Consider the following 12,989-nt stretch of genomic DNA (forward strand, 5'->3'; position numbering starts at 1 on the left):
ATTAATTTTTATTTAAAATATTTAATTTTTTTCTATAAAAATAAAAAAATTAATTTTTATTTAAAATATTTAATTTTTTTCTATAAAAATAAAAAAATTAATTTTTATTTAAAATATTTAATTTTTTTCTATAAAAATAAAAAAATTAATTTTTATTTAAAATATTTAATTTTTTTCTATAAAAATAAAAAAATTAATTTTTATTTAAAATATTTAATTTTTTTCTATAAAAATAAAAAAATTAATTTTTATTTAAAATATTTAATTTTTTTCTATAAAAATAAAAAAAAGATTATATTAATAAAATTATTAACATAATCTTTTAAAATTATAAAAATAAATTTTAAATATAAAAATTAATCATCATTATCATCTAAATAATTATCATCTAAATAATTATCATCTAAATAATTATCAGAAAAAGGCTCATCAGAGATGTCATTATTATGATTTTCTCCATAATTTAATATATCTAAATTATTTAATTTAAAATCTTTTTTTAAAAAATCATTATTTTCAGATAATTCAGATAAAAAATTATCATCAGATAAATTAGATTTTTCTTGAGAATTTAAATTTGAAAAAACTTTAGTTAAAAAATTTCCTAAAAAAAATCCTCCTGCTACTCCTGCAGCAGTTTGAAGAGCACCAGACATAAATCCTAATCCTTTTCTTATTATTGGATTTTTTTTCTTTAAAATAAAAGAATTATGTTCAGAATTAATAAATTCAGATTCATTTGATGAATCAATTTTATTTTTTTTAAAAAAATTACTTAAAAAATTTTTTTTATTGTTATTAATTTTTATTTCATTAATTTTTTTTTCTAATTTTATTATTTTTTCTTGTAATTGATTTATTACAGATTCTTGTAATAAAATTGATTGAGTCATATAATATGGAGCTGTTTTTTGTTCTTGAATAAAATTATAAATAATTTTTTCAGCATCTTTATCTCTTACATTATTAATTTTTTCTATTTTTTTTAATTGTTTAAATAATTTATAAATTAAATATTTTTCTTCAGATTTCATTTATATATACCTTTAATAAATATGTTTAAAATTATTAATAATAATATATTATATATATAATAAAAAAAATTATAAAATTATTAAATAAATTTGCATTAAAATTTATATTTATATATAATAAATTCAAATTTAAAATTTAAAATTAATAATAAATTAATTTTTATATAAAAACTTAAAATAAAATTAAAAAAAATTAATTTATAAATTATAAATTTGAATTTATAAAATATTTTTATATTAATTTATAAAATCTTAAAAAGATAATAAAATATGAAAAAAATAATAAAATATATTATTACTATTTTTTTAATTTTTATTATTTTTAGTAATTCTTTATTTGCTAATAAACTTAATTCAAATATAATAATTAAATTTTCTCCTGAAAATAAAATAAAAAAATTAATTCTTTCTATTATTAGAAAAGCAAAATCAACAATTGATATTGCAGCTTATAATTTTACAAATAAATCTATAGCAAAAGAATTAATTTATGCAAAAAATAGAGGAATTAATATTAGAATATTACTTAATTATAATAAAAATTTTTTTAAAAACAAAATTATTCTTTTTTTATTAAAAAATAAAATTTTATTAAAATTGAATAATAAATATTCAATCATGCATAACAAATTTATTATTATTGATAATAAATCTATTGAAACAGGATCATTAAATTATACAAATAATGCATTATATAATAATGCAGAAAATATTATTTATTTATATAATAATCCAAAAATAGCTAAAAAATATTTTTATCAATTTAATAAATTATGGAATGAAGGAATGAAGGTTTTTAAATAAAATTTTATTTATTTTCTTAAAAAAATATTTAATTAATTAAATATTTTTTAAAATTTCTATAAAAATTTAAAAAAGGTATTTTTTATGTCAATAAATAAACTATTTTGTATTTTTACATTATCATTTATTTTTTTTAATGCAGAAGCTAAAAAAATAAATGATTTTAATTTAACTAAAAAATTAAATCATATAGATAATAAATCAATTATTTTAAAAAATAAAAAGATATATTTTCGTTTAATTCCATTAGATGAATTTTTTAAAAAAAAAAATAAAGATAAAACTTTTTAAAAAAAAATTAAAAACAAATTTATTAATAAATAAAAAAAATTTATTAATAGATAAAAAAAATAAAATTATTTATGCAATTATATGTAATAAAAATAATAAAAAAATAATAAAAAAACTTGCAAAAAAAATAAATTATAAACCTATAATGTTTCATGCATATGATATTAATCATAATTTTGTTTATTTAATAAAAATAATTATGAATATTGGATCAAATTTTGCAATAGTTGCATTAGATTCAATTCCTAACATTAAAGAAAAAAATATATTAATTAATCAATTAATTAAAAATAATAAAGAAATAATTGAGATAAATTTAAAACAAATGAAAAAAATTTCTGGAAATATTTTAGAAATTTTATCAAAAGATAAAGAAAAAAAAATAGTTATGTTAGAATCAGCATATAATTCACTTAATTATAAACAAATTAAAAAATTATCTAAATATGGAGATTTAATATCTATTAATATTAATAATATAAAAATTACAAATAAAGGAAAAATATATAATATAATTTAAATTATATTTTAATATATAATTTTTTTAAAAAATATTATTATTAATAATAATTATTTTTATTAAAAATAAAATTTAATTTTTTAATAATTTTTATTAAAATATTTTATTTTAAAATATTAAATTAAATTTTTATTTAAAAAAAATTTATAAATTTATTAATTTAATTTATTTTAATTTTTATTAAAAATAAAAAATTTTAATCCTTATTAAGGAAGATTTATGTCATCAGAATCTAATTTATATTCACGTCGTGAAAAACGTATTAAAGCAAAAAATTTTATTGATAAATTAAAAGTAGATATTTTTCCAAATTCTCATCGTAAATATTTATATGGTGATAATAATATTAAAGTTCCTGTAAGAAAAATTAATTTAAATAAAAATATTAAAAATCAATTAAATAATAAATCTTTTAATAAAAAAGAATCAATATTAATATATGATACATCTGGTCCATATGGAGATATTAAAAATAAAATTAATGTTTATAAAGGTATTAAACGTATACGTGAAAATTGGATAAATAATCGTCAAGATTCTGAAAAATATAATATAAAAAAAGAAAATAATAATAATTATATTAAAAAAAATTTAAAAAAATTAAAATGTTCTTTTACTCATAATATACTTAAAGCAAAAAATAATAAATCTATAACTCAATTATATTATGCTAGATTAGGAATTATTACTCCTGAAATGGAATTTGTTGCTATTCGTGAAAATATGAATTATTCTGATTCTAAATATAAAAAAAATAAATCAAATAAAAAAATTACTGCAGAATTTGTAAGAAAAGAAATAGAAAAAGGACGTGCAATTATTCCTTCAAATATAAATCATCCAGAATTAGAACCAATGATAATTGGTCGTAATTTTTTAGTAAAAGTAAATGCTAATATTGGTAATTCTTCTGTTTCCTCTTCTATTGAAGAAGAAGTAGAAAAATTAATTTGGTCAATTCGTTGGGGAGCTGATACTGTAATGGACTTATCTACAGGTAGAAATATTCATGAAACAAGAGAATGGATATTACGTAATAGTCCAGTTCCTATTGGAACTGTACCTATATATCAAGCCTTAGAAAAAGTTTCAGGAATTGCAGAAAATCTTAATTGGGAAGTTTTTTATCAAACTTTATTAGAACAAGCAGAACAAGGAGTAGATTATTTTACTATACATGCTGGATTACTTTTACAATATATACCAATGACTTCTAGTAGATTAACTGGAATAGTTTCTAGAGGTGGTGCAATAATGGCTAAATGGTGTTTATCTAATCATAAACAAAATTTTCTTTATGAAAATTTTGTAAATATTTGTAAACTTTGTGCTAAATATGATATTGCTATTTCACTTGGTGATGGATTACGTCCTGGATCTATACAAGATGCTAATGATGAAGCTCAATTTTCTGAATTATATACTTTAGGAAAATTAACTAAAATTGCATGGAAATATAATGTTCAAACAATGATAGAGGGTCCAGGTCATGTACCTATTAATTTAATTAATGAAAATATGAAAAAACAATTAAAATATTGTCATGAAGCACCATTTTATACATTAGGACCTATTACAACTGATATTGCTCCTGGATATGATCATTTTACTTCTGGTATTGGTGCAGCAATTATTGGTTCAATGGGATGTGCAATGCTTTGTTATGTTACTCCTAAAGAACATTTAGGATTGCCTAATAAAGAAGATGTAAAACAAGGATTAATATCATATAAAATAGCAGCTCATGTTGCTGATCTTGCAAAAGAACATCCTGGGGCAATATTAAGAGATAATGCTATTTCTAAAGCTAGATTTGAATTTAGATGGGAAGATCAATTTAATTTATCTATAGATCCAATTATATCTAAAAGTTTTCATGATGAAACTTTACCTCAAGAATCTAATAAATTATCACATTTTTGTTCTATGTGTGGACCTAAATTTTGTTCTATGAATATTTCAAAAGAAATTAATGATTATGTTAAATTAAAAAAAATTAATAAAAAAAATAAAGGTATGAAAAATATGTCAAAAAAATTTAATTCTATAAAATAAAAATAAATATTTTAGTTAAATACCAGAGAATTAAATATGAATAATAAAGAAAAATTTCTACCAGTTCCGTTTCGTATTGGATTTTATCCAATAGTAAATTCTATATCTTGGTTAGTATGTATGCTTGATTGTGGTGTTAAAATAATACAACTTCGTATTAAAAATAAATCTAAAATTTATATAGAAAAAAGTATTGAAGCATCTGTTTTATTAGGAAATCACTATAATGCAAAAATTTTTATTAATGATTATTGGCAATTAGCAATAAGATATCGTGCTTATGGTGTACATTTAGGTCAAGAAGATATGATTCAAGCTAATAAAATTCTTATAAGACAATCTAAATTAAGATTAGGATTATCTACGCATAATGAAGAAGAATTAAATCGTTCATTATCTTGGAATCCTTCTTATATTGCATTAGGACATATATTTCCTACTTCAACTAAAAATATGTTATCAAAACCTCAAGGATTAAAAAAATTAAAATATTGGGTTAACAAATTAAAAAATATTCCAACAGTAGCTATAGGTGGAATTAATTTAAATTCTTTAAATTCAGTATTAGATTCTGGTGTAGGTGGAATTTCAGTTATTAGTGCTATTATAAAATCTAAGAATTGGAGAAAAGAAACAAAAAATTTTATGGAAAAAATTTCAAAATGGGAAAAAAAAAATAAAATATATTAATATTTTAAAAAAATTTTATTTGAGGAATTAATGTTAAATAATAAAAATTTTTTACGTTATCATCGTCAAATTTTTTTAAAAGATATAGGTGAAATTGGTCAAGAAAAACTTTTTAATTCAAGTGTATTAATAGTAGGTTTAGGAGGATTAGGATCACCTACTGCTTTATATCTTTCAGCATCTGGTATTGGTAAAATTTTTTTAGCTGATTATGACTTAGTAGATGAAAGTAATTTACAAAGACAGATATTATATAATATAAATGATATAAATAAATATAAAGCAAAAATTGCTAAAAAAAAATTATTAAAATTAAATCCATTAACTAAATATATATCTATTAATTCTAAATTAAATGATTATTTAATTGATAAATATGTATCATTAGTAGATTTAGTATTAGATTGTAGTGATAATATGGATACTAGATTTAGTATTAATAAATATTGTGTAAAATATAAAAAAATATTAATTAGTGGAAGTGCAATAAGATTTTCTGGACAATTTTTAGTTTTTTCACCAAATTTTAAATATGGATGTTATGCTTGTTTATTTCCTAATAAATTAAATTACGAATATAATTGTAAAAATTATGGAATACTTGGACCTATAGTTGGAATTATAGGTTCAATGCAATCTTTAGAAGCAATTAAAATACTTTCTACTAATTTACCAATTAATTCAATTGGTAAATTATATATATTTAATGGAAAAACATTAAAATGGTCAATATTTAATTTAACTAAAAATAAAAACTGTAAAATTTGTTTATAATAAATAATTTAATATAAATTAAAAGAGATAATAATGTCACAAATAGAAATAGTATTTAATACTAAAAAAATTAAATTAAAAAAATCAATAAAATTAGATATTTTTTTAAAAAATTATTATAAAGATTTTAAAGGAATGGCATTATCAGTAAATAAAAATATTATTCCATTACAAAAATGGAATAAATATCTATTAAAAGATAAAGATAATATTTATTTATTTGAAGCAATTTCTGGAGGATAAAATTTGTTAACTATAGCAAATGTCAAATTTAAATCAAGATTATTTATTGGTACTGGAAAATTTTCAAATATAGATTTAATGCATAAATCCATTTTATCTTCTGGAAGTGAAATGGTTACTGTATCTATGCGTAGAGTAAATATAAAAAATAGAATTTTAAAAAATGATAATGTTTTAAAATCTTTAAATAAAATTGGTGTTAAAATACTTCCAAATACATCTGGTGCTAAAGTTGCTAAAGAAGCAATATTTTCTGCAAATTTAGCACGTGAAGCATTAGAAACAAATTGGATTAAATTAGAAATACATCCAGATGAACAATATCTTTTACCAGATCCTATTGAAACTTTAATAGCTGCAAAACAATTAGTTAAAGAAAATTTTATAGTATTACCATATTGTTCAGCAGATCCTATTTTATGTAGAAAATTAATAGATGTAGGATGTTCAGCAATTATGCCATTAGGATCTCCTATTGGATCTAATCAAGGATTAAAAACAAAAAATTTTTTAAAAATAATAATTAAACAATCTAATATACCAGTTATTATTGATGCAGGTATAGGATCTCCTAGTCAAGCTTTAGAGGCATTAGAATTAGGAGCTGATGCTGTATTAATTAATACAGCTATTGCTGTTTCTAAAAATCCTATAGAGATGGCTCATGCGTTTAAATTAGCAGTAGATTCAGGAAATATTATTAAAAAAATAAAATTACCATTAAAATCTTTATATGCAAATCCTACTAGTCCTATTACTGATTTTTTATATTCAAAAAAAGAAAATTTATTGTGAAAAATTTTAGTCAATTTTTTAAATCAATTGAATGGAATAAAATATCTTCTTCTATAAGAAACAAAACAAAAAAAGATGTAGAAAATGCTTTATTAACAAATGATTTTGGATTAGAAGAAATGAAAGCAATTTTATCTCCAGAAGCATTACATTATTTAGAACCATTATCTCAAAAAGCAAAAAAAATTACTAGAAATAGATTTGGTAATATAATTCATTTTTATATTCCAATATATTTATCTAATTTATGTTCTAATCATTGTACATATTGTGGTTTTTCTATAAAAAATAAAATTAAGAGAAAAATTCTTAATTTAAAAGAAATTATTGAAGAATGTAAATTTATAAAAAAAAATTATATAAAGAATTTTCTTATAGTTACTGGTGAACATAATAAAAAAGTTGGTATAGAATATTTTATAAAATGCATTCCTTTAATACGTAAATATTGTAGTTCTTTATCTATAGAAATTCAACCTATGTTAACTAAAGAATATAAAAAATTAAAAATTTTAGGTATAGATAGCGTTTTAGTATATCAAGAAACATACAATATAGATTGTTATAAAAAAAATCATTTAAAAGGACAGAAAAAAGATTTTTTTTGGAGATTAGAAGCTCATGATAGAATAGCTCAAGCAGGAATAGATAAAATAGGATTGGGTGTTTTGATGGGTTTATCAAATGATTGGAGAACTGATTGTTATATCATGGCAAATCATTTAATTTATTTACGTAATAATTATTGGAAAAGTAGATATGTTGTATCATTTCCTAGATTAAGATCTTGTTATGGAGGATTTAAATCTGAATCTTATGTTAATGAATCTCAATTATTACAAGTTATGTGTGCTTTTAGATTATTAGCACCTGAAGTTGAAATTTCTCTTTCAACAAGAGAATCATCTTTTTTTAGAGATAATGTTATTCCAATTGTAGTAAATACTATTAGTGCAGGATCTAAAACACAACCTGGGGGATATTCAAATAAAACATCTGAATTAAAACAATTTGATATTTCTGATAATAGAACTTCTCAAGAAATTGCAAAAAAATTATATAAATTAGGGTTACAACCTATATGGAAAGATTGGGATTTTTATTTAGGACGTAATATATTATAAAAATTAATTTAAAAAAAATAAATAAAATTTAAATTTTTTATATAAAAATTTAATAGTAAATTAATATGCCATTATAATATAATAACTTATATTATTATACAATAATATAAGTTTTTAAAAAAAATTTTTATTATAATAGGAATTTAAAATGATAACAATTTCTGATTTAATTGAATGGAAAAATAAAAAAAAATTTGCAGTTCTCACTGCATATGATTCAACATTTTCTAAATTATTTTTTCAAAAAGGAATAAAAGTTATGTTAGTAGGAGATTCATTAGGAATGACTATTCAGGGTCATAACTCAACTATACCTGTTACTATCAAGGATATGGAATATCATACAAAATGTGTTAGAAGAGGAGCTCCTAAATGTTTATTATTATCTGATCTTCCATTTATGAGTTATTTTAATAAAGAACAAGCATATATTAACGCATCTATATTAATGCGTGCAGGTGCTAATATAATAAAATTAGAAGGTGGAAAAAATATATCTGAAATAATTTATAATCTTACAATTAGATCAATTCCTGTATGTGCTCATATTGGTTTAACACCACAATCAATTAATTTATTAGGAAAATATAAAGTACAAGGACGAAAAAAAAAAGAAGAAGAACAAATTTTATCTGATGCATTATCTATAGAAAGTTCAGGAGCAAAACTTTTAGTTTTAGAATGTGTACCAATAAATTTAGCTAAAAAAATTACAAATATTTTAAAAATTCCTGTTATTGGAATTGGATCTGGATCTTTTACTGATGGTCAAATATTAGTAATGCAAGATTTTTTAGGAATAAGTGGAAAAAATACTCCATCTTTTAGTAAAAGTTTTCTTAAAAAAAATTATGATATTTCTTCAGCTGTAACTTCATATATTAAAGAAGTTGAAAATTGTATTTTCCCATCAAAAAAAGAAAGTTTTTTATAAAAAAAGAGAATTATTATGTATATAATTAGAGATCCTAAAATTTTATATAATAAAGTAAAAAAAATTCATAAAAAAAATAATACTATAGCTCTCATACCAACTATGGGAAATTTACATTTAGGTCATATTAAATTAATAGAAGTTGGACAAAAAAATGCTGATAAAGTTATAGTAAGTATTTTTGTTAATCCTATGCAATTTAAAAATTTAAATGATTCTAAAAAATATCCTAGATCTTTAAAAGAAGATTTTAAAAAATTAAAATTAAATAATGTAGATATAGTTTTTTGTCCTAGATTAAAAAAAATGTATTTGAATAATTTTATTGATCAAATTTTTGTAAATATACCATCTTCATATAATATTCTTGAAAGTAAAAATAGACCATATCATTTTAAAGGAGTTATGACTATTGTTAGTAAATTATTTAATATAATTTCACCTGAAATAGCATGTTTTGGTAAAAAAGATTTTCAACAATTATTTTTTATTAAAAAATTAGTTATTCAAATGAATTATAATATTCAAATTCTAGGTGTTCCTATAGTTCGAGATAATGATGGATTAGCATTGAGCTCTCGTAATATACTTCTTAATTCTAAAGAACGTAAAATAGCTCCTGAGATTTATAAAACTATAAAATGGATTTCTAAAAAAATAAATAAAAACAATTTAAAAAATAATAATTTCTTAAAAAAAGCATATAAGAATCTTGTTAAACATGGATTTAAAATTGATATATTAACAATTAGAGATTCAAAAACTTTAAATAAAAAATTAACGAAAAAAACGTCTAGCATAATTATACTATGTAGTGCTTGGATTGGAAAAGTTAGATTAATTGATAATTTAGAAATGTTATTAAAAAATTAAATTTATATATAAATTTAATAAAAAATTTACCACCATTCATGATAATGATGAATTGGTCCAATACCTTTACCTACATTTAATTTATTTGAATTTATTATAGATTTTTCTATCCATTTTTTAGATGATATAATTGCTTTAGACCAATTATTAAAATTTAATATATTAACAGCAATAGCAGAAGAAAAACTACATCCTGTTCCATGAGTATTATTACTTTTAATACGTGGACTATTAAAACGAATTTTTTTATTTTTTGTAATAAACCAATCTGGACTTGATTTTTTAGATTTTAAATGTCCTCCTTTCATAATTACTGCTTTACAACCTAATTTAATTAATTTTTTTCCTTGATCTATCATTTCTTTTTCATTTTTAGCAACAGAACATTCTAATATAATAGATGATTCAATTAAATTCGGAGTTATTACAGAAACAATTGGAAATAATATTTTTTTTAATAAATTTATTGAATCTTTTTTTAATAAATAATGTCCACTTTTAGATAATATAACTGTATCTAATATTAATATAGGAATATTAAATTTTTTAATTTTTTCATATAATGAATAAATTATATCACTATTTCCTAACATTCCAATTTTTATACTATTAATTGATAAATCTGTTAGTACAGAATTTAATTGAGATGAAAAACAATTTGTACTTACTGGAAAAATAGATTGTACTCCTTGCGTATTTTGTGCAACAAGAGAAGTTATAACTGAAGCTCCATATGAACCTAATGCAGAAAATGTTTTTATATCTGCTTGAATTCCAGCTCCTCCACTAGGATCTGATCCAGCTATAGTTAAAACATTAAATATTTTTTTCATTATTTTTCCAAATTAAAATATTTTTTTTTAAATAAATTTTTTAAAGTTTAAAATATTTTTTTTTAAATAAATTTTTTAAAGTTTAAAATATTTTTTTTTAAATAAATTTTTTAAAGTTTAAAATATTTTTTTTTAAATAAATTTTTATAATAAAAAACTTTAAAAAAATTATAATATTTTATATTAATAACATTAATATTAAAAAATTAATAGTATATTTGTAATATAAAGTATATATTATATAAGTTTTTTATAAATTAAAAATTTTAATAAAAATAATATTTAATAATTTTTAAAAATCATTCTTTAAATATATTAAATATTTTATAAAAAATATTTTTTATAAAAATATATAAATTAGTTTTAATAATTAAAATTTAAAAAAAAATTTATATATTTTTATAAAAAAAAATATTTTAATTTAATAAATAATATTTTTAATTAAAAAATATTTTACACATATTAGTATAATGTATATTATATAACTTGCCAAGTTTTTATCTTTTAGATATCGATAATAAAAATAAAAGCTCTATTATAGATAGAGCACAGGGTAGCTTAAAGAAAAATATTTTTCTTTAGAACGCAAAAAACCCTGATAGTCATATATCTTGGCAGATCATCTATCAGGGTTATGCGAATCACTTTCAAAGGTTAGATCCAATATGGATGTTAACTCAATGAAAATTAGCTTGCAAGTGTCTTAGTACACTTTAATCAAAAAATCTGCCATAAGTATAGGTAATAGTGACTAATAAAAAATTTAAAATTCACTATAAAAATAAAAAAATAGTACATCCAAATAAGTGTTATGTGAAAAATCCTAACCCAAAATTTGTGCTGCCTTCTAATTATGCAACTCCTCCGCGTATAATTATTGCAATGAGAAAAGCAGCACGAGAAAATAAACCTTCAATACATCCAATATGGAGAACACAATATAGGTATCATGGAATTACAGGAAAACTTTTACTTGATAAAAAATCAATTAATTTACATAGAAAAAGAGCTATAGATGCTATTGCTGAATGTATAGCTGCTCATGTTAATATTATTACATGTAAAGTTCATGCAACTGTTTCTAAAATTTCTGATACATGTGGTTTAACAACTTATAATAATCAAAATATACCTAGTTATAGTCGCGCTAGTAGGGCTCTTACCGAGCATTTTGAAGCAATTGGTGTAATACAATGTGAAAGAATATGGGATAGTATTGGAGGATCATATATACCTAATATTATTTATATAACTGAGTTATTTTTTGAATTAATTGGATATGAATTAGGAAAATTTAAATCTGCTCAAAACCAACAACTTGCATGGGAAAATAAAAAATTAAAAAATAAAGGTGAAAATCCAATTTCTCTTAATGAAGCACGTAGAAGAGTTAAAAAAATTCATATACAAGCAGCTATGTCTTATAGACATAAAAATATAGAAAATAAAAAAAGAAAAAAACATGCAAAGAGAATTGCTTTATTAACACAACAAGAAGCAAAATATCAAATTCAAAAAAACCTTATAAAAATGTTTACTAAAGAAGAATTAGGTTTAATGGGTCTTATTAAGTTTAAAAAATTAGTAGATAAACATTATTTTAAAATAAAAAAACTAGCAATTACTCCTTCACCGCCCCCCTTAAAATTTAATAAACTTTAAAAAATTTATTTAAAAAAAATAAAAATTTTTTATACGTTTTAATTAACGTAGAGAATTTTTTTTTATTTTTTTTTATTTTTTTATTTTTTTTTATTTTTTTTTATTTTTTTTTATAAAAGCAAAAAATAATATATTTTTTTGTAAAAATCCTTTATTTAAATATTAAAAAATAATTTTTTTTTTACATTAAATGCAAATGAATTTATTTTTTATTTGCAAAAAAAAATAAATGCAATATTTCCAATAAGGATTTTTACAGAAAAAAAATATTTTAAGAGACGAGATAAATAAAAAATAAAAACTGTAAAATAAATTTTTTAAAATTTAAAATTTTATTTAAATAAATTTTAATTTTTT

14 protein-coding genes are annotated in these 12,989 nt (G+C 19.2%); 12 read left to right on the forward strand and 2 right to left on the reverse strand.

The features are described 5' to 3' along the window. Nucleotides 1-356: 356 nt before the first annotated feature. The gene (locus AB4W47_RS02055; protein ID WP_367670791.1) at nt 357-1,034 is read right to left on the reverse strand and encodes a DUF2076 domain-containing protein; all 678 of its coding nucleotides are present in this window, start codon (nt 1,032-1,034) and stop codon (nt 357-359) included. Between the two features lie 270 nt (nt 1,035-1,304). On the opposite strand from AB4W47_RS02055, the gene AB4W47_RS02060 reads away from it, so the two are divergent. The 11 genes from AB4W47_RS02060 (at nt 1,305) to panC (ending at nt 10,137) form a co-directional block, all read left to right on the forward strand. Beyond that, a complete protein-coding gene (locus AB4W47_RS02060) occupies nt 1,305-1,838 on the forward strand; it encodes a phospholipase D-like domain-containing protein (protein ID WP_367670792.1) in 534 nt (177 codons plus the stop codon). 84 nt (nt 1,839-1,922) lie between these two features. Then, on the forward strand, nt 1,923-2,129 hold the full coding sequence (locus AB4W47_RS02065; RefSeq protein ID WP_367670793.1) for a hypothetical protein: 207 nt from the start codon (nt 1,923-1,925) through the stop codon (nt 2,127-2,129). Continuing rightward, nucleotides 2,089-2,649 carry an arginine deiminase-related protein gene (locus AB4W47_RS02070; protein ID WP_367670794.1) on the forward strand — a complete coding sequence of 187 codons (561 nt, stop codon included), beginning with the start codon at nt 2,089-2,091 and terminating at the stop codon, nt 2,647-2,649. Before AB4W47_RS02065 ends, AB4W47_RS02070 begins: the two co-directional genes overlap by 41 nt. 219 nt (nt 2,650-2,868) lie before the next feature. After that, nucleotides 2,869-4,704: a phosphomethylpyrimidine synthase ThiC gene (gene thiC, locus AB4W47_RS02075; protein WP_367670795.1), complete on the forward strand. Its 1,836-nt coding sequence runs from the start codon at nt 2,869-2,871 to the stop codon at nt 4,702-4,704. A gap of 36 nt (nt 4,705-4,740) precedes the next feature. After that, on the forward strand, nt 4,741-5,394 hold the full coding sequence (gene thiE / locus AB4W47_RS02080; RefSeq protein ID WP_367670796.1) for a thiamine phosphate synthase: 654 nt from the start codon (nt 4,741-4,743) through the stop codon (nt 5,392-5,394). A gap of 30 nt (nt 5,395-5,424) precedes the next feature. Then, nucleotides 5,425-6,168, forward strand: a complete 744-nt coding sequence (locus AB4W47_RS02085; RefSeq protein WP_367670797.1) for a ThiF family adenylyltransferase — start codon at nt 5,425-5,427, stop codon at nt 6,166-6,168. A 33-nt stretch (nt 6,169-6,201) separates the two neighbouring features. Beyond that, the gene (gene thiS, locus AB4W47_RS02090; RefSeq protein WP_367670798.1) at nt 6,202-6,411 is read left to right on the forward strand and encodes a sulfur carrier protein ThiS; all 210 of its coding nucleotides are present in this window, start codon (nt 6,202-6,204) and stop codon (nt 6,409-6,411) included. A 3-nt stretch (nt 6,412-6,414) separates the two neighbouring features. Then, the gene (locus AB4W47_RS02095) at nt 6,415-7,206 is read left to right on the forward strand and encodes a thiazole synthase (RefSeq protein ID WP_367670799.1); all 792 of its coding nucleotides are present in this window, start codon (nt 6,415-6,417) and stop codon (nt 7,204-7,206) included. Further along, nucleotides 7,203-8,330, forward strand: coding sequence for a 2-iminoacetate synthase ThiH (thiH, locus tag AB4W47_RS02100; RefSeq protein ID WP_367670786.1), 1,128 nt, complete (start codon nt 7,203-7,205; stop codon nt 8,328-8,330). Before AB4W47_RS02095 ends, thiH begins: the two co-directional genes overlap by 4 nt. A gap of 148 nt (nt 8,331-8,478) precedes the next feature. After that, entirely contained in the window at nt 8,479-9,264 is a 786-nt protein-coding gene (panB, locus tag AB4W47_RS02105) for a 3-methyl-2-oxobutanoate hydroxymethyltransferase (RefSeq protein ID WP_367670787.1), read from the forward strand. A 15-nt stretch (nt 9,265-9,279) separates the two neighbouring features. After that, nucleotides 9,280-10,137 carry a pantoate--beta-alanine ligase gene (gene panC, locus AB4W47_RS02110; protein WP_367670788.1) on the forward strand — a complete coding sequence of 286 codons (858 nt, stop codon included), beginning with the start codon at nt 9,280-9,282 and terminating at the stop codon, nt 10,135-10,137. A gap of 26 nt (nt 10,138-10,163) precedes the next feature. Here the strand turns inward: panC and thiD are convergent, their stop codons facing one another. Then, a complete protein-coding gene (thiD, locus tag AB4W47_RS02115; protein WP_367670789.1) occupies nt 10,164-10,970 on the reverse strand; it encodes a bifunctional hydroxymethylpyrimidine kinase/phosphomethylpyrimidine kinase in 807 nt (268 codons plus the stop codon). 747 nt (nt 10,971-11,717) lie between these two features. Here thiD and repA point away from each other — a divergent pair. Then, on the forward strand, nt 11,718-12,632 hold the full coding sequence (repA, locus tag AB4W47_RS02120; protein ID WP_367670790.1) for a plasmid replication initiator RepA: 915 nt from the start codon (nt 11,718-11,720) through the stop codon (nt 12,630-12,632). The last annotated feature ends 357 nt before the right edge of the window (nt 12,633-12,989 follow it).

Source organism: Sodalis-like secondary symbiont of Drepanosiphum platanoidis, assembly GCF_964059955.1.
Taxonomy (GTDB): domain Bacteria; phylum Pseudomonadota; class Gammaproteobacteria; order Enterobacterales; family Enterobacteriaceae.

Bases quoted from the DNA above. Each gene is read 5' to 3' on its own strand.
- AB4W47_RS02055 (WP_367670791.1), bottom strand. From the start codon at position 1,034: ATGAAATCTGAAGAAAAATATTTAATTTATAAATTATTTAAACAATTA.
- AB4W47_RS02060 (WP_367670792.1), top strand. From the start codon at position 1,305: ATGAAAAAAATAATAAAATATATTATTACTATTTTTTTAATTTTTATT.
- AB4W47_RS02065 (WP_367670793.1), top strand. From the start codon at position 1,923: ATGTCAATAAATAAACTATTTTGTATTTTTACATTATCATTTATTTTT.
- AB4W47_RS02070 (WP_367670794.1), top strand. From the start codon at position 2,089: ATGAATTTTTTAAAAAAAAAAATAAAGATAAAACTTTTTAAAAAAAAA.
- thiC (WP_367670795.1), top strand. From the start codon at position 2,869: ATGTCATCAGAATCTAATTTATATTCACGTCGTGAAAAACGTATTAAA.
- thiE (WP_367670796.1), top strand. From the start codon at position 4,741: ATGAATAATAAAGAAAAATTTCTACCAGTTCCGTTTCGTATTGGATTT.
- AB4W47_RS02085 (WP_367670797.1), top strand. From the start codon at position 5,425: ATGTTAAATAATAAAAATTTTTTACGTTATCATCGTCAAATTTTTTTA.
- thiS (WP_367670798.1), top strand. From the start codon at position 6,202: ATGTCACAAATAGAAATAGTATTTAATACTAAAAAAATTAAATTAAAA.
- panB (WP_367670787.1), top strand. From the start codon at position 8,479: ATGATAACAATTTCTGATTTAATTGAATGGAAAAATAAAAAAAAATTT.
- panC (WP_367670788.1), top strand. From the start codon at position 9,280: ATGTATATAATTAGAGATCCTAAAATTTTATATAATAAAGTAAAAAAA.
- thiD (WP_367670789.1), bottom strand. From the start codon at position 10,970: ATGAAAAAAATATTTAATGTTTTAACTATAGCTGGATCAGATCCTAGT.